Origin of the sequence: Lentibacter sp. XHP0401 (assembly GCF_025751535.1) — a bacterium.
GTDB lineage: Bacteria > Pseudomonadota > Alphaproteobacteria > Rhodobacterales > Rhodobacteraceae > Lentibacter.
Window position 1 is genome coordinate 191,167 of record NZ_JAOWLC010000007.1, and the last position, 21,571, is coordinate 212,737.

General features: G+C 57.7%; 21 protein-coding genes. 9 read left to right on the plus strand and 12 right to left on the minus strand.

What is annotated here, in order from left to right:
- Window position 1: 1 nt before the first annotated feature.
- Window positions 2–1,351, minus strand: a complete 1,350-nt coding sequence (locus OE750_RS10975) for a DUF6638 family protein (protein WP_263764228.1) — start codon at window positions 1,349–1,351, stop codon at window positions 2–4.
- 249 nt (window positions 1,352–1,600) lie between these two features.
- Here OE750_RS10975 and OE750_RS10980 point away from each other — a divergent pair, with 249 nt between their 5' ends.
- Window positions 1,601–2,839 (plus strand): Hint domain-containing protein, encoded by a 1,239-nt coding sequence (locus tag OE750_RS10980; protein ID WP_263764229.1) that lies wholly within the window; start codon window positions 1,601–1,603, stop codon window positions 2,837–2,839.
- 75 nt (window positions 2,840–2,914) lie between these two features.
- Here the strand turns inward: OE750_RS10980 and OE750_RS10985 are convergent, their stop codons facing one another.
- The 6 genes from OE750_RS10985 to OE750_RS11010 form a co-directional block, all read right to left on the minus strand.
- Window positions 2,915–3,637: a hypothetical protein gene (locus tag OE750_RS10985; protein ID WP_263764230.1), complete on the minus strand. Its 723-nt coding sequence runs from the start codon at window positions 3,635–3,637 to the stop codon at window positions 2,915–2,917.
- A 96-nt stretch (window positions 3,638–3,733) separates the two neighbouring features.
- Window positions 3,734–5,668, minus strand: coding sequence for an AAA family ATPase (locus tag OE750_RS10990; RefSeq protein WP_263764231.1), 1,935 nt, complete (start codon window positions 5,666–5,668; stop codon window positions 3,734–3,736).
- Between the two features lie 54 nt (window positions 5,669–5,722).
- Complete coding sequence (locus OE750_RS10995; RefSeq protein WP_263764232.1) at window positions 5,723–6,841, minus strand: hypothetical protein; 1,119 nt, start codon at window positions 6,839–6,841, stop codon at window positions 5,723–5,725.
- Window positions 6,834–7,040, minus strand: coding sequence for a hypothetical protein (locus OE750_RS11000; protein WP_263764233.1), 207 nt, complete (start codon window positions 7,038–7,040; stop codon window positions 6,834–6,836). Before OE750_RS11000 ends, OE750_RS10995 begins: the two co-directional genes overlap by 8 nt.
- A 23-nt stretch (window positions 7,041–7,063) precedes the next feature.
- Complete coding sequence (locus OE750_RS11005) at window positions 7,064–8,140, minus strand: hypothetical protein (RefSeq protein WP_263764234.1); 1,077 nt, start codon at window positions 8,138–8,140, stop codon at window positions 7,064–7,066.
- A gap of 263 nt (window positions 8,141–8,403) precedes the next feature.
- Complete coding sequence (locus OE750_RS11010) at window positions 8,404–9,537, minus strand: S-(hydroxymethyl)glutathione dehydrogenase/class III alcohol dehydrogenase (RefSeq protein ID WP_263764235.1); 1,134 nt, start codon at window positions 9,535–9,537, stop codon at window positions 8,404–8,406.
- Between the two features lie 145 nt (window positions 9,538–9,682).
- Here OE750_RS11010 and OE750_RS11015 point away from each other — a divergent pair, with 145 nt between their 5' ends.
- Window positions 9,683–9,991 (plus strand): I78 family peptidase inhibitor, encoded by a 309-nt coding sequence (locus OE750_RS11015; protein ID WP_263764236.1) that lies wholly within the window; start codon window positions 9,683–9,685, stop codon window positions 9,989–9,991.
- A gap of 71 nt (window positions 9,992–10,062) precedes the next feature.
- Here OE750_RS11015 and OE750_RS11020 read toward each other — a convergent pair whose 3' ends face one another.
- Window positions 10,063–10,506 (minus strand): c-type cytochrome, encoded by a 444-nt coding sequence (locus OE750_RS11020; protein WP_263764237.1) that lies wholly within the window; start codon window positions 10,504–10,506, stop codon window positions 10,063–10,065.
- A 157-nt stretch (window positions 10,507–10,663) separates the two neighbouring features.
- Here OE750_RS11020 and OE750_RS11025 point away from each other — a divergent pair, with 157 nt between their 5' ends.
- Window positions 10,664–11,737 carry a bifunctional transcriptional activator/DNA repair enzyme AdaA gene (locus tag OE750_RS11025; RefSeq protein WP_263764238.1) on the plus strand — a complete coding sequence of 358 codons (1,074 nt, stop codon included), beginning with the start codon at window positions 10,664–10,666 and terminating at the stop codon, window positions 11,735–11,737.
- On the plus strand, window positions 11,734–12,492 hold the full coding sequence (locus OE750_RS11030; RefSeq protein WP_263764239.1) for an isocitrate lyase/PEP mutase family protein: 759 nt from the start codon (window positions 11,734–11,736) through the stop codon (window positions 12,490–12,492). The genes OE750_RS11025 and OE750_RS11030 overlap by 4 nt, the downstream gene beginning before the upstream one ends.
- 6 nt (window positions 12,493–12,498) lie before the next feature.
- Here OE750_RS11030 and rimK read toward each other — a convergent pair whose 3' ends face one another.
- A complete protein-coding gene (gene rimK, locus OE750_RS11035; RefSeq protein ID WP_263764240.1) occupies window positions 12,499–13,908 on the minus strand; it encodes a 30S ribosomal protein S6--L-glutamate ligase in 1,410 nt (469 codons plus the stop codon).
- Window positions 13,909–14,070: 162 nt separating this feature from the next.
- Between rimK and tgt the strand changes: the two genes are divergently transcribed.
- A complete protein-coding gene (tgt, locus tag OE750_RS11040; protein WP_263764241.1) occupies window positions 14,071–15,201 on the plus strand; it encodes a tRNA guanosine(34) transglycosylase Tgt in 1,131 nt (376 codons plus the stop codon).
- 137 nt (window positions 15,202–15,338) lie between these two features.
- On the opposite strand, the gene OE750_RS11045 is transcribed toward tgt, so the two are convergent.
- Both OE750_RS11045 and OE750_RS11050 read right to left on the minus strand, forming a co-directional pair.
- Window positions 15,339–15,566 carry a hypothetical protein gene (locus OE750_RS11045; protein ID WP_263764242.1) on the minus strand — a complete coding sequence of 76 codons (228 nt, stop codon included), beginning with the start codon at window positions 15,564–15,566 and terminating at the stop codon, window positions 15,339–15,341.
- Window positions 15,567–15,632: 66 nt separating this feature from the next.
- Window positions 15,633–15,815, minus strand: a complete 183-nt coding sequence (locus tag OE750_RS11050) for a hypothetical protein (protein ID WP_263764243.1) — start codon at window positions 15,813–15,815, stop codon at window positions 15,633–15,635.
- A 158-nt stretch (window positions 15,816–15,973) separates the two neighbouring features.
- On the opposite strand from OE750_RS11050, the gene OE750_RS11055 reads away from it, so the two are divergent.
- The 4 genes from OE750_RS11055 (at window position 15,974) to OE750_RS11070 (ending at window position 18,914) form a co-directional block, all read left to right on the plus strand.
- The gene (locus OE750_RS11055; RefSeq protein ID WP_263764244.1) at window positions 15,974–17,095 is read left to right on the plus strand and encodes a hypothetical protein; all 1,122 of its coding nucleotides are present in this window, start codon (window positions 15,974–15,976) and stop codon (window positions 17,093–17,095) included.
- A gap of 180 nt (window positions 17,096–17,275) precedes the next feature.
- Window positions 17,276–17,950 carry an ArsR/SmtB family transcription factor gene (locus tag OE750_RS11060; RefSeq protein ID WP_263764245.1) on the plus strand — a complete coding sequence of 225 codons (675 nt, stop codon included), beginning with the start codon at window positions 17,276–17,278 and terminating at the stop codon, window positions 17,948–17,950.
- A complete protein-coding gene (locus OE750_RS11065; RefSeq protein ID WP_263764246.1) occupies window positions 17,947–18,378 on the plus strand; it encodes a hypothetical protein in 432 nt (143 codons plus the stop codon). The genes OE750_RS11060 and OE750_RS11065 overlap by 4 nt, the downstream gene beginning before the upstream one ends.
- Window positions 18,379–18,575: 197 nt before the next feature.
- Entirely contained in the window at window positions 18,576–18,914 is a 339-nt protein-coding gene (locus OE750_RS11070; RefSeq protein ID WP_263764247.1) for a DUF2794 domain-containing protein, read from the plus strand.
- Window positions 18,915–18,976: 62 nt separating this feature from the next.
- Here OE750_RS11070 and gyrB read toward each other — a convergent pair whose 3' ends face one another.
- On the minus strand, window positions 18,977–21,394 hold the full coding sequence (gene gyrB, locus OE750_RS11075) for a DNA topoisomerase (ATP-hydrolyzing) subunit B (RefSeq protein WP_263764248.1): 2,418 nt from the start codon (window positions 21,392–21,394) through the stop codon (window positions 18,977–18,979).
- Window positions 21,395–21,571: the final 177 nt, after the last annotated feature.

Consider the following 21,571-nt stretch of genomic DNA (forward strand, 5'->3'; position numbering starts at 1 on the left):
CTTATCTCCTCACAGCGCCCCAAGGGCCAACCCTCACAATCAAGTCTTCCCGCGCAGCCTCTTCATCCCCTGCTTCAAAGAGTGGCGCGTCATGGCCAAACAGCGCCTCGCGCGCGCCCGCCTTGTCCACAGCATATTCGCGGTGCAGAAAATCGGCTACAAAAGATTTCTTCGTCTCGTTCCAGCCCGCATACAGGCGGTAAAACAGCTCCTTGTGGCAGATGAAAAGCTGGCGCACATCCTTGGGCGCAAGCTCTGCCAAAAGCATGTTCACAAGGTCGCGGTCTTCATGGTTCGCTGCCCGTAGCGTGTAAAAATATGCAGGGTTGTCACTGGTGATCTTAGGCCATTTGCCCCCGCCCTCGGCCCAGCTTACAAGCGCCGCCAGCGTGTGAAACTCTTGCGGAAGCCCCGCCGCATTGCCCCGTGCCAACGCGCGAATGTCCGCCCGTGTCGCACCGGTAAGGTCAAGCCCCACCTCCTGTGCCGCATCCACCACGATAAAATCCATCTTCTGACGCAAAATCGCCGCTGCATCAATGCCGCGCGCTTTCACAATCGACTCCACCAGCCCGTTCAGCTCAAGAAACTTGGCAATCTGGTTTCGGTCTTTCAAATCAAATACATGCGCAATCGGCAGCTTGCCCAAACCGGCCTTGTCACCACTCGCAATCACCGCAGGATGCTCGACTCCGCGAAACAGATACAGCCCGCCAAAATGCGCGGTCCAGAAGTTGTCCTGCGCAAAAGCGCGGGCCGTCAGCTTCACAGGGTTGCGCACGACATCCCCGGTGCTCTTCGCCGTCTCGATCATCTCGGCGATCAGCACATCATCAAACCAGCCGTCTTCCTCGCCTTTGAAACGGTCAATCAGCTTGCCCAGCTTCGCACCCTGCCGCACCGTGCCTTCGGTCGTATCCGCTTCGACTTCAATCTTGCGGATGTCGAACAGCCGCGCAGGCGTTTCCACTTTGTAAACCGAGTTGAGCAACTCCCCCGCCACAGCGTCCCGCGCCGTCAGAGCAAAAAGCTGGCGCTCGTTGTCCTCGATAAACTGCCGCAATATCCCGCGGCTGGTCGAAAACTTCGCATTGAGCAAAGGCGCGCTCCGCTGCTCCGTGCTCAGCAAGATAAACTGCCGGTTCACCCCCGCATGGTTCAGGTAAAGATGGTCGCCCAGTTCGTCGCCCACTTCGGGGGAATATCCTGAGATATCAACATGAAAGTCGCTTAAAGCCGTGCGCCTCCCTGTGAGGTGCTCAAGTGCGCGGTTATACCGCTCCACAAGCGCTGCACTGCTCACATGCATGAGATTGCCAAACATAAGCCCGCGCTCGATCAGCCGTTTCATAGCCCCACACACTCCTTAAAACCTGCGCGCACAGTCCTGCATTTCGCATCACTTTGCAACGCCTCCCCGATCACTACGGCGGCTGAACTCTCGGCGCTCGGCTGCGAAACATTCCCGGATCAGCCTCCCCTTTGTTTTGACAAAACACACAATTTTGCCCGAAACAGATCTAAATTGTTTCTATAATCGGTCCAATATCCGCCACTCCGCTCCGTCAATCTCCCCTTGCGCAAATAAAGGGGCGAGTGAATGGCCACGGTTGGCTACTACGCAATGACAGCAGGCCAAGGCCTTGCGTCACAGGTCGACGAGATCACGAACAACGGCGACACCGCTGTTAACGTGACCATTCCCAATGCCACGCAACTTGCCTCTCTCGACAGCCTCTACGTGGTCAACGAAAGCAACGGCGCTTTCGGCGCCGAGTATATGGCCAACCTCGGGGCCATTTCCTCAGCCGTCAACGATGGCATGAATCTCATCATCTTTGACCGCTACGTGACAAATGCCCAGACAATCCTCCCGGGCTCGGGCGCAACAGTCACAACCGTGCGGTCTTTTACATCCGATATTGATGTCGCCGCAGGTGCGCCCAGCGGCTTCACCAACGGCCCCAACGGCACAATCGACGACAACACATTCGATGGCGGCAACTATTCGGCCCACGGATATGTCACGCTTGCCTCCCTGCCCGCGGGGGCCGTGCCGCTGCTCACAACCGGCGACTCCTCACAGATCGTTGCCTTCACCTACCCTGTCGGGTCTGGCAATGTGTTCTATTCCACAATCCCGCTCGACTATTACACTGGCGCAAACAATTCGGCGATCACACCCGCCGAGATTTTCACACTCTTCGGCAACACCGAAGAAATCCTCTGCTTCACTGCCGGCACCCTGATGACAACAGCCGCAGGCGAACAGCCCGTTGAAACACTGCGCATAGGCGATAACATCCCAGTCGCCCGCGGCGGCACGCAGACGATCCGCTGGATCAGTACCACACGCGTCAGCGCCAGAGACCTCGCGCGCAACCCCAAGCTGCGCCCCGTGCGCATCACCGCAGGCAGCCTTGGCAACGGCCTTCCAAAGCGCGACCTGCTGGTCAGCCGCCAGCACCGTATGCTCGTGCGCTCCCGCGTGGCCGAGCGCATGTTCGGCGCGCCCGAAGCGCTGGTGTCAGCCATCAAGCTCACCGCTTTGCCGGGTGTCTATGTCGACGAAACAGTCGACAGCGTGCACTACGTCCACATCCTGTTTGACCAACATGAAATCATCATGGCCGAAGGCGCGGCCTCGGAAAGCCTCTTCACAGGCCCCGAAGCCTTAAAGTCCGTCCCAGCCGCCGCCCGCGCCGAGCTGATGCAACTCTTCCCCGAGCTCACAACGCTCAACCACACCGCAATCGCCGCCGCGCATATCCCGTCAGGCAAGCTACAATCAGCGCTGGTGGCGCGGCATCTGAAGAACGCGAAAGCGGTTTATGCGTAGGCCGCCCTCGCAGCACAGGTAGGGTGGGAGCCAACCCACCTCTCATTAAAATCAAACCGTTTTAGATGAGGCGTTTTATTGGGTGACGTCACTCCACAAATCATCGCGAGCAAGAAACTTACTAAGGGCTTCCGAGAATTCTTGCATGCCAATCTTCCTAAGCCTCGATCGCATTCCTTCTGATGCTTGCTCACTGAGTACACCAACACCTTCACATATCTGAACTAGTTCTAACAAAGCACTCGAAGACTGCGGCTTCGCACGATAGCTTTTCCTATTAAGGTTTTCGGTCACGTTACTCATTGATTTTTGTAGATTGTCAAAGCGCTGATAAAGTAGATCATCGAAACTAGCATCGTTCCCCGGATAGGCAGTAAGGTAATCACATACAACTTCGTTCCAAGGGTCAGGTTCCTCTGTTTCCGACGTTGACCACCTTAGTTTAAAATGTATTTTTCTTCGTAAGACGCCCTCAATCTCTTCCAGAGAACTGTGTATTTGGTTATCCGCTTCGATTTGCTCTCGCTGACGTTGTTCTTTTTCAAAGATATCCGCTTGCGCCGCCATTGACCGAGCCATGTCTTCTGTAGCCCTTCGTTGCTCACGAAATTCTTTCCGCTGTTCTCTAAGCTCGTAGCTTTGCAAAAACACCGTTACAATTATCCAAATGAACGCAAGCGCGGCGAAAACACCTGCAAGGGTATCGCCCATTTCACTAGGCTTGAGATGGGTAAACTCATCAAACTTGTTTGCATATGCACTATCGCTAGCAGGGCTGAACGCAGCCCATTGAACCAACGCAAAGATTCCGATTGTTAGAATCCAGCCGACGTCGACTGGCCCCCCATCCCTCAGGAACAGCCCATTTGTAGGCAGCTTTTAGGTGACTTAAGATCACCCCTTACCCCCCAAATACCGCTTCTTCGCCTCTTCCTGACGGCCAAACTCGCGGACCATATTCTCGATCGCAACTTCGTCTGACTTGTCGGCATAGCGGAACTCGGAGTCCGCGTAGCGGTTGATCTCCTGCAAGACCATCTCGGTGGTGATCGGCACACGCAACTCGGCAATCATTGCTTTCTTCTCGTCATACCCCTTGAACAAAAACAGCTCTGGGTTTTCCATCCACTCGTCGGGCAGCTCGAAGTCCATCGCCCGCACCTTCACAGCGTCGGTGATATTCTTGATAGCCCGCCCCGTAAAGCGCTCGTCCGCCTCCTGAATGGCCTTCAGGTAGGTCCCCATCTTGGCAATCGTATCCAGCTCTCCAACCGTGCTGTTCACACGGTCAAACACCTCCAGCAAGCCCGCCTCATGCGGCTTTGAATGGGCCTCAAAGCTCTTAGCCACAGCGGTTTTAATCTCCTGCGCGGCATATAAGTCATGCTCCCCCAGCGGAATATCGTGGTTCTTGCCCATCAAAAGCGCGAGAATGTCGATGTAATCCTCCCGCGTCTGCGGCCCGTCCACCAAAAAGCGCGCGCCCGCCCTCTGGCGCAAAGCGTCATCCACATTTTCGGGGTAGTTGGAGAACATTCCAAAGGTGCAGTTACCCCGCACAACCGTATTTGCCCCCGCAAAACTCTCCATCAAGACAGCGGTGATCTCGAGCTGCCCCGCGCTGCTCTGCCTGTCGCCGCGCTTGCCGGCCAGCGTGTCGATGTCGTCAATCGTGCCAAATCCGATGACATGCGGATCAATGATATTGTTGATAAACGCCTTCGCATTCTGCCCCGATTTACCCTGATAACTGTCGATATTATCGGTGCTCAGATTCTGGTAGCGAAACGGATACCCCGCCACTTGGCAATAATCATTCAGCAAACCCGCCATCATCTGGATAAGCGTGGTTTTCCCCGTCCCGGGCTTACCGTCGCCCATGAACGTAAAGATAAATCCGCCCAGCTCGGCAAACGGGTTGAGCCGCTTCTCGAAGTCATAGGCCATAAGCATCTTGCTCAGCCGAAGCGCCTGATACTTGGCGATATGGTTGCCCACAACCTCGTGGGGCTTTTTGAACGTCATAGTCAGCTTGCTGCCCTTGGCGCGGCTTGCAGGGGTAAAGCCCTGCACGGTGAAATCATCCGCCTCCACCCGCCAACTCGCCGCCAGAAACGGCTCCAGCCGCGCGATGGTCTGCGCGCGCAAAGCGGCCTTTTCCATCAACTGCTCGGCAAAGGCAGCAACCGTCGCCACCAATCGCGCATCGTCGCTCGCATGTGCCGCAATGTCCTGATCAAGCTCCCAAAGCGCGCCATAAAGCGCCGCCTGTCCGCTCTCTGTCAGAAGCTCTTCGAACTCACCGACTTCAACAGTCACTTCGCCCGCCATACCGCTCAGCAAATACGCGGTCGCATTGCCAAACACATGCGCAACAATCAGCGCCTCGGCGCCCAGAAGCTCGGCAAACTCCTCTTCCTTCCCGCGCGGGATACCGCCCTCAAGGTTCGCGCGCTTGAGGTCCGCAAGCGGCGTCACCTGCGCGTAGTTTTCCGCCACAGCCAGCGCAATCGCAATCGCGCGCCTGAGGCTTTGCATCACCCCCGCCTGCTGGGTTGAAACCAACGGATCGTCCCCGTCCGCGCCCTCAATCCGCGCAATCAGCTGCACCCCCTCTGGCCGCGCCGTGCTCCGCGTCACAAGCCCCGGAGTCGTAGAGCGAAAGCGCCGCCGCGTGCCAAGCCCCGATGACTTCTCCGCAGGCGCTTCGGCCCGTCCCTTGCCGATACGCGGTGTATGGTCAAACCCTTCAAGCATCGCCACAGCCCGCGCGTACTGTTTCACAACATCCTCTTCGCGCAACTCCATCAAATCACTTGTCTGGTTCATCTCTCGTCACCCAACTCTTTTTTCTTGCTTTAAATATCCGCCCCGCAGGGCCGCTCAAACACTCAGCACCGCACCCTTTTGGTTCACCACAAACTTGCGCACATCCGCAAATCCGGGCGGGCCCAGCTCTTGCAGCGCGGCAAAGGGCCGTTGCGGCATAATGATCGCCCGCTCCATCCGTGTCGCGCCCGTGTCGGCCCCGCGCCCCGCAAAAGGATCAAGGGCAAACACCTCGCGCTCCACCGTGCCAAACCAGCCCGATTTGGCCTCTTCCACGCGCTCGCTCTCAAGCTCTTCAATCGTCCAGGCCAGCGCCCAGTCCTGCCCTGCGGGCGCGCTTGCATCGCGCAACACGTCACGCATCGGCCCCGTTTGCAGCGTAAATGCAGATGAATACATCGGCCCGATGTGAAAGCGGCGCAAACGCTTGGGGTGCAGGTCGTCAAAATCTTCGTCAAATCCCTTGGCAATGGTCAGAAGCTTCAAGCCCTCCATGGACTGCGCCATCAAGTGCGCCTGAGCTTCAGGCCAGCGCCTCTGGTCTTTCGGCAAGGCCGTGCGCCCGCTGTCTTCCAGCTCCATGATGTAAACGGTCGGCAGGTTGATCAGGCTGTCATAAACCGCCCAATGCACCGTATATTTGCGCCGCCTGTCGCCCAGGTCACCGTCCCATTCCGCGCGCGGATCATTGCGCGCCCAAAACAACTCGCCCCTGAGCAACTCTTCGTAATACAGCCGCTGGCTCAGCGCATATTGCAGCTTGAGCGGAACCTCCCGCTCCCCGACAATCTTGCGCACCATCTCGTCTTTGAGCGCCTCCGCCGTTGGCATATCCTGCAAATGCCGCTTGGCTTGCTGCGCATCATTGGCCATGAGCATCAGCTCGCTCATCACAGGAAATCCGCTTTCAACACGGTCCATGCTGAGCCCCGTGCCAAGCCGGCTGCCGCGCCCGACCATGAGGTATTTCATCCCCAGCGCTTTGAAAGTGTAGCTCATCTGCGCAATGTAACGTGTGAGAATTTCCACGTCACGGCTGGCCAACCGCCCCTCGCCCTGCATCACAGCGGCCACACGGCCCAAGTGTTGGGTAATGCCCTCGAACTTGCGAAAATAGCGCCGCGACGCAAACGTATCCTTCAGCGCCGCATGCTCGTGTGAGGCTTTACTCATCTTCTTTTTTCTTATCCAAAAGATAGGCAATCCCGCCAACAGCGGAGAACAGGATAAGCCCGATCCCCACAGGAATCGCCGACAAACCCAGCGCATCAAACCGCGCCCAGGCATCATATCCAATGAGGTCACCAAGGCTCAGCACCAAAGCAAACGCCACACAAATCCCGACAATAAAAACCACTGCTTTTCTGATCATGCTCGGGCCTCCCCCTGACAGGCTCACCCGCCGTAAGCGTTTTTGTCGTGCTTCTCGACAATCTTCTCAAAGCGCCGTGCAAAGCGCTCGTCGGCCTTCGCCTTGGCTTCCAGAACTTCGCGGGCAAAGACCATGTGATCCTCGTGCGCTTCCATCATGTCGGCCATCCGCTGGTTTGTCGCCGTGCCGATGGCGGCCATGCTCGCCTGCGCTTCCTTATCCGTCTCAACACCAATCTCGTTGATCCGGTGCGCCACATCCTGCTGCTGCGCAGTCTTGAGAGACTTGGTCAAAGCGTCATAGAGCACGACCCGCTGCTTGGTGTCGGTCTCGAGCTTGTTGATGAGAACCATCTGTGTCGCCGCCTGGTTCTGCAACGAGTCGATCCAGGTCTTGCCTTTCTCGATATAGCGCTCAAGCGTTTGGCTCTTGGCGAGCTTCACCTGCTCCTGCTGCACCATTTCATTGTATTTGGCGTTAAGGTCGGCAAGTTGTGTCTCAAGCTTGGTGCGTTTTGCCGCGTCTTGCTCGGAGGCGATCTTGTTTTCCAGTTCGATGATCTTCGGGTCCATCCCGAGTATCTCGGCCTTCAGCGCCTCAAGGTCGCCGACGGTAAATTCGCGCTCGTCCAGCGTGCTGGCGAGGTTGCTCTGCACCTTTTCCTTTTGCTCGTTCAGCGTCTCGAGCTGGCCTTGCAGAAGCCGGGTGATCACATCAGACTTCGAGATCAGATCTTGCAACTTGTCATCAATGCTCGCCGTCTTGATACGCTCGCCGCGCATGCTGTCAGACTTGGCCTTGCTGAACATCCCGACAAAGCTTTCCCAAGCCGTCTTGCTGCGCAGCTGCTCGAAATCCTGTGAGAACGCGCTGGTCACATCATCCAGCCCCATAATCAGCTCGGCGATATTGGCGTTCATCAACTCGGTGTGGGCATGAACATCATCAAGCGAGGCGTTTTCAATATCAATCGCGATATCCTCGCCACTCGCCATCTTGGCGCGCGCGGTTTCAATCCGCCCTGTCAGTTCCGCAATCTTGGCCTGTGCCTCTTCTACTTCAGCGGCAGAGGCCCGCACCTGCGCATCAAAATCAGCCATCTTTACTCCTATCCAAAATCTCTTTGCCCCGATATGGGCAGTGTTAATCCGACTTACATCACCCGCCAGATCGGTTTTGCCCAACTGTCGCAAAAAGGCCTGTGAAAGAAAAGAAAAACTGCACAGGGCTTCGAATTTCGCCATTGAACGCTACAGCGCGCTTGTCGCGCGGGGCGTTCAATGGCGAAATTCGACCAAGCGAGAGGGGCCAGCCCCTCTCGCACTCTCCCCGGGATATTTTCGGCAAGAAAAAGAAGTTCGGCCTAGTAGATCACCACACTCCGGATGCTTTCGCCCGAGTGCATCAAATCAAAGGCTTTGTTGATATCCTCAAGCGGCATTTTGTGGGTGATCATCTCGTCGATCTCGACTTTGCCATCCATATACCAGTCAACAATCTTGGGCACATCCGTGCGCCCTTTTGCACCGCCAAAGGCTGTGCCTTTCCAGACCCGCCCTGTGACGAGCTGGAACGGGCGCGTGCTGATCTCGGCACCTGCTGGAGCGACCCCGATGATGACCGAAACACCCCAGCCACGGTGCGAGCATTCGAGCGCATCGCGCATCACTTTCACATTGCCTGTGGCATCAAAGGAGTAATCCACGCCACCAAAGGCATCTTGCTCGGTCTTGGTAAGCTCGACAATCGCCTCGGTGACACTCTGGCCCTTGAGCTTTGACGGATTGACGAAATCGGTCATGCCGAACTTACGCGCCATGGCTTCCTTGTCGTCATTCAGGTCCACTCCGATGATCTTGTCAGCCCCTGCCATGCGCAGACCCTGGATCACGTTAAGGCCGATGCCACCGAGGCCAAAGACAGCAGCCGTCGAGCCGATCTCGACACCCGCAGTGTTGATCACCGCGCCAATGCCCGTAGTGACGCCACAGCCGATGTAGCAGATGCTCTCGAATGGCGCATCTTCACGCACCTTGGCCAACGCGATTTCGGGCATAACCGTGTGGTTCGCGAAGGTAGAGCACCCCATGTAATGAAATATCGGCGTGCCATCGAGCATCTTGAAGCGTGTGGTCCCGTCGGGCATAAGGCCCTGCCCCTGCGTGCCGCGAATAGCGGTGCAGAGATTGGTCTTGCCAGACAGGCAAGCATGACACTCGCGGCATTCCGGCGTGTAAAGCGGGATCACATGATCACCGGGCTTCAATGTTGTCACGCCCTCGCCCACCTCAAGAACAATGCCCGCGCCTTCATGGCCGAGGATGCTTGGAAACAACCCCTCAGGGTCATCGCCCGAGCGGGTGAATTCGTCGGTGTGACACACACCCGTCGCCTTGATTTCAACCAGCACCTCGCCCGCCTTCGGGCCCTCAAGCTCGACTTCCATAATTTCGAGTGGCTTGCCCGCTTCGAGTGCCACAGCTGCACGTGTTCGCATCGTTTTTTCTCCTGAACTTTCCCGACAGAGCCTGCTGCAAATACCGCCCGGTTGCAAGACTTAGGGGGGAAAGCAGATGGGTTTATTCCCCTGATACCGGTGTTGCCGATATCGTATTGAAAATCAGGGATTAGGGGGAAATTATATGAAATTCACACGATTCATCTTGGCCGCTGTAAGCCTTGCAACCATGGCCGCCTGCCAGACGTCACTGCCGTCAGACCAAATACCGCAGGAAGCCAAGCTTCCCACAACGTCCAAAACGGACCCGTGCGGCGCAAATGATCTGGCGTTCATGACCGGAATGCGCGTTGGCGAAATCAAGTTTGATACCTTGGAGCGCCCCGTGCGTATTGTCGGCCCCAAAAGCGTCGTAACACTGGATCACCGGCCCGACCGCCTGAATGTCGACATCGACAGCTCCGAGCGGATCACAGGGTTTCACTGCGGCTAATTTACGGTTCAGATCAAAAAAGGGCGGTCGTTTATACCGCCCTTCCCGTCATTCCTTGCAGCATTCGCAGCTTAGTCTTTCTTGACGCGGTACGCCTTGTGACACGCCGCACATGTGCCACCGAGGTCGCCCATTCCGGCCTGAACCCACTCAACTGCACTCGTGTCAAGCTCTTCGGCAGCCGCGCCCAAGGCTTTGGCCTTCTCTTCAAAGTCAGCCCAGTTTTCCCAGATCGCAGGAAGCGCGGTTGATTTCGGGTCCATCTCTTGTGCTTCGAATGCCGCAGGAATTTCAGCCGCGTGATCAATCAATGCCTGACGGGCTTCAGCCGCTTTATCCGCGTCAAATTCCATCTCGCCCTTAGCCATGGCACCCAATGCGCCAGTCGCGTTTTTCACGCCGTCCATCACCATCATCCGCGCTTTGACGGCTTCATTTTCCACACCTTCGGTCATGGCAAAACCCGTGCCGGCAAGTGTCGCGCCAAGCGCCAGTGTCACAAGAAATTTTTTCATAGCTATACTCCATGTTGCTCGCCAGATTACGCCACGGATCACGCAGGCAATCAAGACAAGCTATTGTGAAGGGCAACAAAACGCCGGTTTTGAAGCTATCTTTAATAGACGCCCGATTTAAGGCGGCGCGGCACGGCAATACTGCTATTCATTGACCATGTTGTTCAATTTGCCAGATCACGCCACGCTCTACCAAGCCCTGCTTGACCGTAACGAAAGCTACGATGGGCAGGCCTATGTCTGCGTCTCTTCCACAGGAATTTTCTGCCGCCTCACCTGCCCCGCACGCAAGCCCAAGCGTGAGAACTGCACGTTTTACGCCTCGGTCGGTGAATGCATCGAGGCGGGTTTCCGCGCCTGCAAACGCTGTCACCCGCTCGCCCCCATGGCCGAGTCCGACCCTGCCATAAGCGCACTCCTTGCCCTGCTCGATGAGCGGCCTGAATACCGTTTTTCCGAGCGTGATATCTCCCGCTTGGGGCTAGATGCCTCCACAATCCGCCGCAGCTTCAAGCGCCAGTTCGGCATGACATTTCTTGAAATGGCCCGCCAACGCCGCCTCCGCGGCGGATTTGAAACCATGGCCACAGGCGGCAAGGTCATCGAGGCACAGCTTGATGCCGGCTTCAGCTCGCCCAGCGCGTTCCGCACAGCTTTTGCCGCGCTCCTTGGCACAGCTCCGGGCAGCCTCGCGCAAAATCCGCTGCTCTTTGCTGGCTGGGTCAGCACCCCTTTGGGCGATATGATCACCGTCAGCAGCCGCACCCATCTGCACTTGCTGGAATTCACCGATCGCAAAGGCCTTCCCCGCGAATTGGCCAAGCTCCGCGCGCTGGCCAAAGGCAGCCTCGGCATTGGCAGCACCGCCCCCGCCGAGCAGATCAAATCCGAACTTGCCGCCTATTTCGCAGGCACCTCCGCGCGCTTTGAAACGCCTCTCGCCTACACTGGTTCACCCTTCGCGCAATCGGTCTGGGATACCCTCAGGCTCATCCCCGCAGGTACAACCAAAAGCTATTCCGACATCGCCCGCGAGATAGACCGCCCCACAGCCACCCGCGCCGTGGCCCGCGCAAACGGGGCCAACCAGATCGCCCTTGTCGTTCCGTGTCACCGCGTCATCGGCGCAGACGGCTCTCTCACAGGCTACGGCGGCGGTCTCTGGCGCAAACAAAAATTGCTCGAAATCGAGCGCCAATATACTCCTCAGCCAGAAAGACAAACACCATGACACAAGCTCGAAAAGCCCTCGCCTTCAAAGCCCTTCATAAATCAGGCGCGCCCATCGTGCTCTATAACATCTGGGATGCAGGCGGCGCAAAAGCTCTCGCCGAAGCGGGAGCCAAGGCCGTCGCCACAGGCAGCTTCTCCGTCGCCGCCGCGCAGGGCTACGGCGATGGTGAGAAAATCCCGCTGGAGTTGGTGCTCACACTGGTAAAGCGCATCACCGAGACAACAGACTTGCCTGTCTCGGTTGATTTCGAGGGCGCATATGCAAGCGACCCCGCCACCATCACAGCCAACACTCGCGCGCTCATTCAGGCAGGGGCTATCGGGCTCAACCTTGAGGACCAAGTCGTTGGCAGCACCAACATCTACCCGAATGAAAAGCAAGCCAAGCGCATCACCGCCGTGCGCGCCGCCGCCGAAGCCGAGGACATCCCCCTCTTCATCAACGCCCGCACCGATCTGTTCCTGAAGTCTGATCCGTCAGAGCACGGAACACACCTCCCCGAAGCCATCAAACGCGCGCAAGCCTACGCCGCAGCAGGAGCCGACGGCTTCTTCGCCCCCGCGCTGACCGATCTTGCCCTGCTCAAAAAGCTCTGCGAAGCGTCCCCCTTGCCGGTCAACGCCATGATCCGTGGCACACTCACCTCCATAGCCGATGCCACGAGCGCAGGCGCCTCTCGCATAAGCTACGGCCCGGGGCCATACACCTCCGCCATGGCCGATCTCACGCAGCGGTTCAAAGCGCTGTCGTAAGCCCGCTCACGCCTTCGTCCGTGTAGTCCTTTTTCGCACGGGCGCAGGCCGCACGCGGCTTTCGATCATCTCATAAAGCGTGCCGGCAATGTTCTTGCCGCTCGCACCCTCGATCCCTTCAAGCCCCGGCGACGAGTTCACCTCAAGCACCTTCGGTCCGTCACTGGCGCGCAAGAGATCAACCCCCGCCATATGCAGCCCGAAAGCCTTTGTCGCCTTCAACGCCACTTCGCGCTCGGCCTTTGTAATTTTCACAACTTCGGCAGACCCGCCTCTGTGCAGGTTCGAGCGGAAGTCGCCGTCAGCCCCCGTGCGCCGCATGGCCGCCACAACCTTACCGCCAATCACCAGACAGCGGATATCCTCTCCCGCCGCTTCCTTGACAAAATCCTGCACCAGAAAATTCGCCTTCAGCCCGCGAAACGCATCAATAACCGATTCCGCCGCCTTCTTTGTCTCCGCCAGAACAACACCCTTGCCCTGCGTGCTCTCGAGCAGCTTCACAATCAAAGGCGCCGTGCCCACCAGCCCGACAATAGAATTGGTGTCCTTCGGGCTGGCCGCAAACGCGGTGTTCGGCATCCCGATCTTGTGGCGCGCCATAAGCTGATGCGCATGCAGCTTGTCCCGGCTCGCCGTAATGCCCTGCGACGAGTTCACACAAAACGTCCCGATGGTCTCGAACTGGCGCACAACAGCCGTGCCGTAAGATGTAATCGAAGCACCAATCCGCGGAATAACCGCATCATACCGCGCCAGCCGCTTGCCATCATAATGCACCTCGGGCGCAAGCGCATTCAGCGCCATATAACAGCGCGTCGTGTCGATCACCTCAACAACATGGCCCCGCTTCTCTCCCTCTGCCACAAGGCGGCGGGTCGAGTAATTGTCCTCCCGGCTCAGCACAGCAATCCGCAGCGCACGCTCGGGCGCAGCCTCGCGCAGCCCCTTGGAGTGATACACATCATAGCTCAGCTCGGGCTGCAAAAACCGCTCGGTCGCCACAATGCTGATATGGTCCTTGAGCGCCTGCCGCCCAAGCAACATACGGTTGCTCATGGTCGCACGGTTGCTCAGCGTAATCTCGACAGGCCAGCGATGCCCGCTCACCTGCAAGATGGTTTCAATCACATAACGGTTCTCGCTCTCCCCGTTGGAAGAGGTCACTTCGCGACGGTCCTTGATCTCGGCAGAACAGGGAAAAACAATATCCTCCCGCCCCGGCACAGGATGCACCATAAAGCGCACCTTCGGCTTACTCGAAGGCCCGAACACCTCGATGTCATAAGCATGCAACGCAGAAGTCTTCGCACCCGTATCAACTTTGGCCTGAATAGCGGGCAAACCAAGCTCTGGCAAAGCAACCCACTCCTCCCAACCAAATGACAAAATGGCGTCTTTCTTCTCAATGCTCATGCGGCTCGTTCCAATGTTTGAAAATGTTGTGTCCGAACCTACCCGATATAAGCTCAGAACCCAACTCGCGGGCTTTCGCACAGTTTCTAGCGCTCGGCCAGCCCTTAAGTTTGTCGGCTTCTCTCTTGGCAATCAGCCATATTTGCGCCAAGACACAGAACTATGACACAGCCATTCTCATTCGCCCTCAAAGCCACCTCCGGCAAGGCCCGCACAGGGCTCATCAGCACACCGCGCGGTGACATTCGCACACCCGCCTTCATGCCGGTCGGCACAGCGGCCACCGTAAAGGCCATGATGCCCGAAAGCGTGCGCGCCACAGGGGCCGATATTCTCCTCGGCAATACCTATCACCTCATGCTGCGCCCCACAGCCGAGCGCATCGCGGCCCTTGGCGGGTTGCACAAATTCATGAACTGGGATCGCCCGATCCTCACCGATTCTGGCGGTTTTCAAGTCATGTCTTTAGCCGATCTGCGCAAGCTCACCGAAGAAGGCGTCGCCTTCAAGTCGCACATCGACGGCTCCAAACACATGCTCACCCCCGAACGCAGCATGGAAATCCAGCGCCTCCTCGGGTCTGACATTGTCATGTGCTTTGATGAATGCCCCGCACTCCCCGCAACCCGCGATGACATCGCCAAGTCGATGGAACTCTCCATGCGCTGGGCGCGCCGCTCGCGCACAGCCTTCGGTGATCGCCCGGGATATGCCCTCTTCGGCATCCAGCAAGGCGGCCTCGAGGAAGACCTGCGCGCTCAATCCGCAGACGCCCTGCAAGACATCGGCTTCGAAGGCTACGCCGTCGGCGGCCTCGCGGTAGGCGAAGGTCAGGAAGCCATGCTCTCCACGCTTGATTTCGCGCCTGACCAACTGCCCGAAGACAAACCCCGCTACCTCATGGGCGTGGGCAAACCCGACGATATCGTCGGCGCCGTCGCCAGCGGGATCGACATGATGGACTGCGTCCTCCCCTCGCGTTCAGGCCGCACAGGGCAGGTCTTCACCCGCCTCGGCGTGCTCAATATCAAAAACGCCAGGCATCAGGATGATCCCCGCCCGCTCGATGAAAACTGCGCCTGCCCCGCCTGCTCGCACTACAGCCGCGCTTACCTGCACCATGTCTTCCGCAGTCAGGAAATTATCTCCTCCATGCTGCTCACATGGCACAACCTGCACTACTATCAAGACCTCATGGCCGGGATGCGCACCGCAATCGCAGAAGACCGCTTCGCCGAATTCGAGCGCAATTTCCACAGCACCCGCGCCCAAGGCGACATCGACCCGCTCTAACACAAGACTCCAGCCCACCCTTTTTTCTTGCCCCAAATATCCCAGGGGGTGTGGGGGACTGGTCCCCCACGTATCGCGGGGCCTGGGGGACAGCGTCCCCTGGTTGGTCGGATTGCACGCAGGGCAATTCGAAACCCTCACCCAAATATCCAAAAGCCAATCACAATCAGAACGATCACTCCGATGATCCCGCCAATCACTTCGCCGATCTCGTCGCCCTTGGCATCGCTCGCCAGCTTCTGCGCCCTCTGCTCTGCCTGTGCGGCCTGATTACGAAGGTTCTGCGCATACTCGGCCTCCTCGATAGATTGTGCCATCATCCGCTTGCGCTCGGCCTCTTTTCTCAATGCATCCGCTCTCGCCATCTCTCTCTCCTTTCCGGCATGTCTGCGTTGTGCCCCGGGCAACAGCCCGCCGCCCGGAGCGTTCTTCTAAAGGCTGAGCGGAAGCCCGATCGCCGCCATGATCCCCACGCGCACAGCCGTGCTGGCCACCGCCTTGACAACTTCACAGCCGCAATCACTCCCGGCCGCCTTCGTCTCCAGCGCTTCGGCCTTCTGCTCCAGCGCCCGCGCTTCTGCGCGATAGTCACTTGCCGTTTTCGTCTCGCTCATCGGTTTCTCCCTTGCGATGAAGGTTCTGTAACACCCGCCGGAATTCACCCCTCCAACTGTCACAAAACTGTTACGTTCAGCGACCATGCTGACTGCCTGACCGCTAGAATCGTTCTAAACGAGAGCGGTCAAATTGGATCGGAAGGGAATCGGAAGTCATGAAAGACGATCTTCGAAAGAAAGCAGGGGCCCGCCTCAAAATGCTGATCACCGACTTCAATGTGATGAGCAAACAAGCTCTCGCAGACGCGCTTGGCGTTGATCCTCGGTCCGTTCACAACTGGTATCAAAGTATGCCGCCACACCGCGCCCGCGAAGTGGCCAGCAAAATCGGGCTCGCCTATAACTATTTCGAAATCAGCGACAGCAAGCTTGAACGCAAAGGCATCACGCCTTTCCTCGCCAATGTCCAAAAGCTGAAGCCTCGCAAACAAGCGATCACATTCGACGGAACAACAACACTCACCCTCACCCGCTTTCTCAGTGCCAATCACGCGGCCCTCAAGCCTGCCATAGCCCGCATCCAGACCCACGGCGAGCTCAAGAGCACATATGATGTGAACGGCGCAAATCTCTCCGCCCATGCCGATGGCTACATCCGTACCCTCGTGCACCACGGCGCCAATACACCCGACTTCATCGGCGGCACCAACGCCGTGGTAGAAGATCACCGCCTCTCCCTGATCTCTTTCAAAAAACTTCAAGATGAACTGGTCGTTTTTGAAGGCAGCACCTTCCGCTGCCTCACAGATGAAGAGCTTGTCGCAGAAGGCGTTGCCCTGCCAAGCGCTCTGATGCGCTGGCACATGCCCGCCGAAGCCCTGCACTATGTTGCCCGTCTGCCAAACGCCGCCACATTTCAGATCCTCATGACAGCCCTTGAAGAAAATTGGACCCGGTTTGACATCTGTGAGCTGGCCTTTGATGCGCTCAAGAAGTTCTGGGCTCACCTCAGCCTGAACCGCTCCGACAGGCTCCGCGCCGAAACCACGATCGTCAAGTTCCTCAAAGCCTACTCGAACACGGAAGAGGCTCAAGCAGCCGTGGCCTATGCAGTCGAGGCCCTCCCTTTCTGTTCCCACTCAAACCGCGATGCCCGCATTCGCGTAGGCAAACTCATCGACAATATCCGCCACAACCGCCTGCATTTTTCCAAACTCGGCTGGGAGGCCAATTTCGCCGCCCGCGTCGCGCTGGATTTCCTACCCTTCGTCAACAATCCCGACGGTTTTGAAATCCCCTCAGACCACTCCGCGGGCCTGTGTCCGCAACATTGTTAACAGGCCTCGGCCGCGCCTCCCCTGTTTCCTCTTTCCCCAAATATCCTACGATACGTGGGGTCCGGGGGACAGCGTCCCCCGGTTGGTAGGATTGCCCGCAGGGCAATTCGAAACCATGCTTCGCCTCACAGCGAACCGATAGCGCTTCCCAAACCCAAGCCGCCGCCCTACCTTCAATCCATGGAAACAGACCGCCTCGATATTCTCGGCGATGCCCTCGCCCACCCCTCCCGCGCACGGATGCTCAACGCGCTGATGGATGGCCGCGCCTTCACCAATAAGGAGCTGGCAAGCTTTGCCGGTATCACGCCGCAAACCGCGACAGCCCATCTCGACCGCTTGCAATACGCCGGCCTCATCACCCGCCTCAAATCGGGCCGCCACAGTTACGCGCGTATCGCCTCACCCGAGGTCGCAAGCGCACTCGAAACGCTTTCAACCCTCACAGCCAATCCGCTGGCCTCGCGCACCCCGCCCGAACTCAGGCGCGCCCGTTCCTGCTACAATCATCTCGCAGGCCGCATCGCCATCAACATCACCGAAGCCCTTACCTCCAAGGATCTCATTCGCGAGGAAAACGGCCACTTCGCGCCGCAACCTTCCCCGCTCTGGGCCGAGTTGGGCGTGACTCTCCCCGCCGCGCCGCCCAAAGCGCCGTTCGGTAAATGCTGCCTCGACTGGTCCGAGCGCAAGTTTCACATCGCTGGCCCCATGGGCACAGCCTTGCTCACTCACGCACTCGAAAAGCGCTGGCTCGCCCGCCCCGCCCGTGAAGCCCGCTTTCTCGAAATCACCCCCAGAGGCCGCCGCGCCTACGGCACGCTCTTGGGCCTCACACCAGAGCACTTCCAATGACAACCAACTCCCGTTTCAGCCTGGAACAAGGCCACCTCGTCATCATCGAGCTGCCACAAGAGGCGCGCGCCACCGTGCTCGCCGCCATTCTCGCCCACGATCCCCTGCTCTATGGCGACTATGGCGAAGTTGCCTTTCACTCGGCCTGCGGCATACAGCAGTTTCGCTCGCTCGGCACAGGCCGCAACGCCGCCACCGGGTCTGCCGTCGCCGTGCCCTGCCATGACCTGCGCTTTTTCACCGCTCTCTCGGGCGCTGCCCTAACCGCTCTCATCGACGCGCTCTACCATGCCCACCCTTATGAGGAGCCGGTGATCTACCTCACCCCGACAACCCGAACCCGCCACATTCGCGGCCTTGGCGAGGACAGCCCCCACAAATTCTGGAACCGTGAAACACCCGACTGGGTTCCCGAAGAACACTGTTAACGCTTTCGCAGGCGAATAAACCTTTCGTTCAAGCTTTCGCCTTCACCGCACGCCCCGTTCACCCTCCAAAACCCCGTTTTGGCGGTGCACATATGGTGCACGGGTTGTGCACGCACATCACCCCCCTGGAATCACCCCCAATTAACCATTTTCACGAGGGGCTTGATTCGGGCGACAATCGGGGCAAAGCTAGGGGTATGAACATGGCACCTCACACGCCCTTCCCGATCAGCTCGCAAGTGGCCTTTCATCGCACCGAACTGGCACTCATTCTAAGCCTCTACGGGCGCATGGTAGCCGCGGGTGAATGGCGCGATTACGGCATTTCCTGCCTCAAGGATCATGCCGTTTTTTCCGTCTTCCGCCGCACCGCCGAGCACCCGCTCTATCGCATAGAAAAGCACCCGAAACTCAGGCTCAAACAGGGGCAATACTCCGTCATAGGTTTGGGCGGTCAAACCCTCAAACGCGGCCATGATCTCAAGTCCGTTTTGCGCGTGCTCGAGCGCAAACTCATCCGCGCGGTGAATGACTGAGGGCACATAAAAAAGGCCCGAACCTCTCTCGAAATTCGGGCCTTGGTCTGTCTCTAAGTCTCTTAGAAATCTAGGTTTTCCACGCTCAACGCGTTCTGCTGAATAAACTCGCGTCGCGGTTCAACCACATCGCCCATCAGCTTGGTGAAGAGGTCGTCAGCTTCGGCCATATCCTCCACTTTCACCTGCAAAAGCGTGCGTGCATCAGGGTCCAGAGTTGTCTCCCAGAGCTGGCTCGGGTTCATCTCGCCAAGCCCTTTGTAGCGCTGCAGTGAAAGCCCGCGCTCACCCTCTTCCAGTATCGCTTTCAGTAGGTCCAGCGGCCCATAAATCATCTGGTTGCGGTCCTTGCGTTCCAGCTTTGCGGGGGTTCCGTAAACCTCCTGCAAGCTCTGCGTAAAGCTGCCCGTACGGCGCGCCTCACCCGAGCGCAGCATAGGCCCGTCCAGCGTGCGGACCTCTTCCACACCGCGCAAAATCCGCGCCAGCCGGATACCGTGATCCTGCGTAATGCGGCCCTGCCAGCCCTTCTCATATTCCAATGCAATAAGGTCCAACCGCTGCGCAACCTTATCCGCAACACCCTGCAAATCGCCCTCGATCGCACCAGGTACAAACGCCCCTGCAATCGCGGCTTGCTCAAGGATGTGGCGTGGGTAATGCGTTGGAAACGCGTCCAAAACTCGCCGCAGTTGCCGTGCTTCATCAATCACGCGGATCAGGTCCTGCCCAGCCATTTCGCTGCCGTTACCAAGCTTCAAAACAGCGCCGTCTGCGCCTTGTTGCACAAGGTAGTCGTCCAGCGCCGTCTGGTCCTTGAGATAGACCTCGGATTTGCCGCGCCCGACTTTGTAAAGCGGCGGCTGCGCAATGTAGAGATAACCGCCGTCAATCAGCTCTGGCATCTGACGGTAGAAAAACGTCAGCAAAAGCGTGCGAATATGCGCGCCGTCCACGTCCGCATCCGTCATCAGAACGATCTTGTGGTAGCGCAGCTTTTCGATGTTGAATTCGTCACGCCCGATCCCTGTTCCAAGCGCCATCACAAGGTTGCCGATTTCCTGGCTTCCCAGCATCCGGTCGAACCGCGCGCGTTCCACGTTGAGGATCTTACCCTTGAGCGGCAGAATGGCCTGTGTGCCACGGTCACGCCCCGTCTGGGCCGAGCCGCCGGCAGAGTCACCCTCCACGATGAAAAGCTCTGTTTTGCTTGGGTCTTTCTCCGAGCAATCCTTGAGCTTTCCGGCCAGAAAGTTCACATCCATAGCCGTCTTGCGCCGCGTCAACTCGCGCGCCTTGCGCGCCGCTTCACGGGCATGTGCCGCTTCGACAATTTTGCCTACGATCGTTTTCGCCTGCGCAGGATTTTCTTCAAACCACTCCGCCAGCTTGTCGCCCACCAAACCTTCAACAACAGGCCGCACTTCCGAACTGACCAATTTGTCCTTCGTCTGGCTTGAAAATTTCGGGTCAGGAACTTTTACCGAAAGAACACAGGTCAGCCCCTCGCGCGCATCATCGCCCGTGAAGTTAACCTTTTCTTTCTTAGCTATACCCGATGATTGCGCATAGTTGTTGATCGTCCGTGTCAGCGCCCCTCTAAAGCCCGCCATATGCGTGCCTCCATCCCGCTGCGGGATGTTGTTTGTGAAAGGAAGAACATTCTCGTGGTAGCTGTCATTCCACCACATTGCCACTTCAACGCCGATATCATCCTTTTCGCCGATGATATGGATCGGCTCTTCCATGACCGAGCTTTTGGAGCGATCGAGATATTTAACAAATTCCTTAACACCGCCTTCATAGAACAGAACCGATTTAACCGGCTCTGCGGGGCGCTCGTCTTCCAGAATAATCCGCACACCGCTGTTCAGAAACGCCAGTTCGCGCAAGCGCTTCTCGAGAATGGAGAATTCAAAATCAAGATTCGAGAATGTGTCTGTCGAGGCCAGAAAGCGCACTTCCGTTCCCGTCTCGCCGTTGGCATCGCCCACAATGCGCAGGTGCTCTACCGTGTCACCATGAGCAAATTTCGCATAATGCTCCTTACCATCGCGCCACACGCGCAGCTCAAGCCAGACAGAGAGCGCGTTCACAACCGAAACACCAACCCCATGGAGGCCGCCTGAGACCTTGTAAGAGTTGCTGTCGAATTTGCCGCCCGCATGAAGCTGCGTCATGATAACTTCTGCAGCCGAAACGCCCTCTTCCTCGTGGATGCCCACAGGAATGCCACGCCCGTTGTCACGCACGGAAACAGAAGAATCTGCGTGGATTTTGACGTTTACGTAGTCGGCATGGCCCGCCAGCGCTTCGTCGATGCCATTATCGACAACTTCGTAGACCATATGGTGCAAACCGGAGCCGTCATCAGTATCGCCGATATACATCCCGGGACGCTTGCGAACAGCCTCCAACCCCTTGAGAACCTTGATAGAATCCGCGCCATATTCTTCCGGCTTCTGCTCATTATCTGACATTCACACGCTTCCTTTGCGATTTTGTCATTTTATACTGTTTATAGGGGGGGATGTCACGCCCAACCGCTAGATTTTGCGGCCCCCACGCGGGTTAAGCCAAAGGAACCTGTCACGTTGAATTTTGTATCCTGTTCTCGGCAAATGTCTTGATTTTGCCACGCCGGTTTCCGCATATCG

What these genes read in the sequence shown, in the direction of transcription:
- OE750_RS10975 (WP_263764228.1), bottom strand. Translation starts at nt 1,351, where the DNA reads ATGAAACGGCTGATCGAGCGCGGGCTTATGTTTGGCAATCTCATGCAT.
- OE750_RS10980 (WP_263764229.1), top strand. Translation starts at nt 1,601, where the DNA reads ATGGCCACGGTTGGCTACTACGCAATGACAGCAGGCCAAGGCCTTGCG.
- OE750_RS10990 (WP_263764231.1), bottom strand. Translation starts at nt 5,668, where the DNA reads ATGAACCAGACAAGTGATTTGATGGAGTTGCGCGAAGAGGATGTTGTG.
- OE750_RS10995 (WP_263764232.1), bottom strand. Translation starts at nt 6,841, where the DNA reads ATGAGTAAAGCCTCACACGAGCATGCGGCGCTGAAGGATACGTTTGCG.
- OE750_RS11000 (WP_263764233.1), bottom strand. Translation starts at nt 7,040, where the DNA reads ATGATCAGAAAAGCAGTGGTTTTTATTGTCGGGATTTGTGTGGCGTTT.
- OE750_RS11005 (WP_263764234.1), bottom strand. Translation starts at nt 8,140, where the DNA reads ATGGCTGATTTTGATGCGCAGGTGCGGGCCTCTGCCGCTGAAGTAGAA.
- OE750_RS11010 (WP_263764235.1), bottom strand. Translation starts at nt 9,537, where the DNA reads ATGCGAACACGTGCAGCTGTGGCACTCGAAGCGGGCAAGCCACTCGAA.
- OE750_RS11015 (WP_263764236.1), top strand. Translation starts at nt 9,683, where the DNA reads ATGAAATTCACACGATTCATCTTGGCCGCTGTAAGCCTTGCAACCATG.
- OE750_RS11020 (WP_263764237.1), bottom strand. Translation starts at nt 10,506, where the DNA reads ATGAAAAAATTTCTTGTGACACTGGCGCTTGGCGCGACACTTGCCGGC.
- OE750_RS11025 (WP_263764238.1), top strand. Translation starts at nt 10,664, where the DNA reads ATGTTGTTCAATTTGCCAGATCACGCCACGCTCTACCAAGCCCTGCTT.
- OE750_RS11030 (WP_263764239.1), top strand. Translation starts at nt 11,734, where the DNA reads ATGACACAAGCTCGAAAAGCCCTCGCCTTCAAAGCCCTTCATAAATCA.
- rimK (WP_263764240.1), bottom strand. Translation starts at nt 13,908, where the DNA reads ATGAGCATTGAGAAGAAAGACGCCATTTTGTCATTTGGTTGGGAGGAG.
- tgt (WP_263764241.1), top strand. Translation starts at nt 14,071, where the DNA reads ATGACACAGCCATTCTCATTCGCCCTCAAAGCCACCTCCGGCAAGGCC.
- OE750_RS11045 (WP_263764242.1), bottom strand. Translation starts at nt 15,566, where the DNA reads ATGGCGAGAGCGGATGCATTGAGAAAAGAGGCCGAGCGCAAGCGGATG.
- OE750_RS11050 (WP_263764243.1), bottom strand. Translation starts at nt 15,815, where the DNA reads ATGAGCGAGACGAAAACGGCAAGTGACTATCGCGCAGAAGCGCGGGCG.
- OE750_RS11055 (WP_263764244.1), top strand. Translation starts at nt 15,974, where the DNA reads ATGAAAGACGATCTTCGAAAGAAAGCAGGGGCCCGCCTCAAAATGCTG.
- OE750_RS11060 (WP_263764245.1), top strand. Translation starts at nt 17,276, where the DNA reads ATGGAAACAGACCGCCTCGATATTCTCGGCGATGCCCTCGCCCACCCC.
- OE750_RS11065 (WP_263764246.1), top strand. Translation starts at nt 17,947, where the DNA reads ATGACAACCAACTCCCGTTTCAGCCTGGAACAAGGCCACCTCGTCATC.
- OE750_RS11070 (WP_263764247.1), top strand. Translation starts at nt 18,576, where the DNA reads ATGAACATGGCACCTCACACGCCCTTCCCGATCAGCTCGCAAGTGGCC.
- gyrB (WP_263764248.1), bottom strand. Translation starts at nt 21,394, where the DNA reads ATGTCAGATAATGAGCAGAAGCCGGAAGAATATGGCGCGGATTCTATC.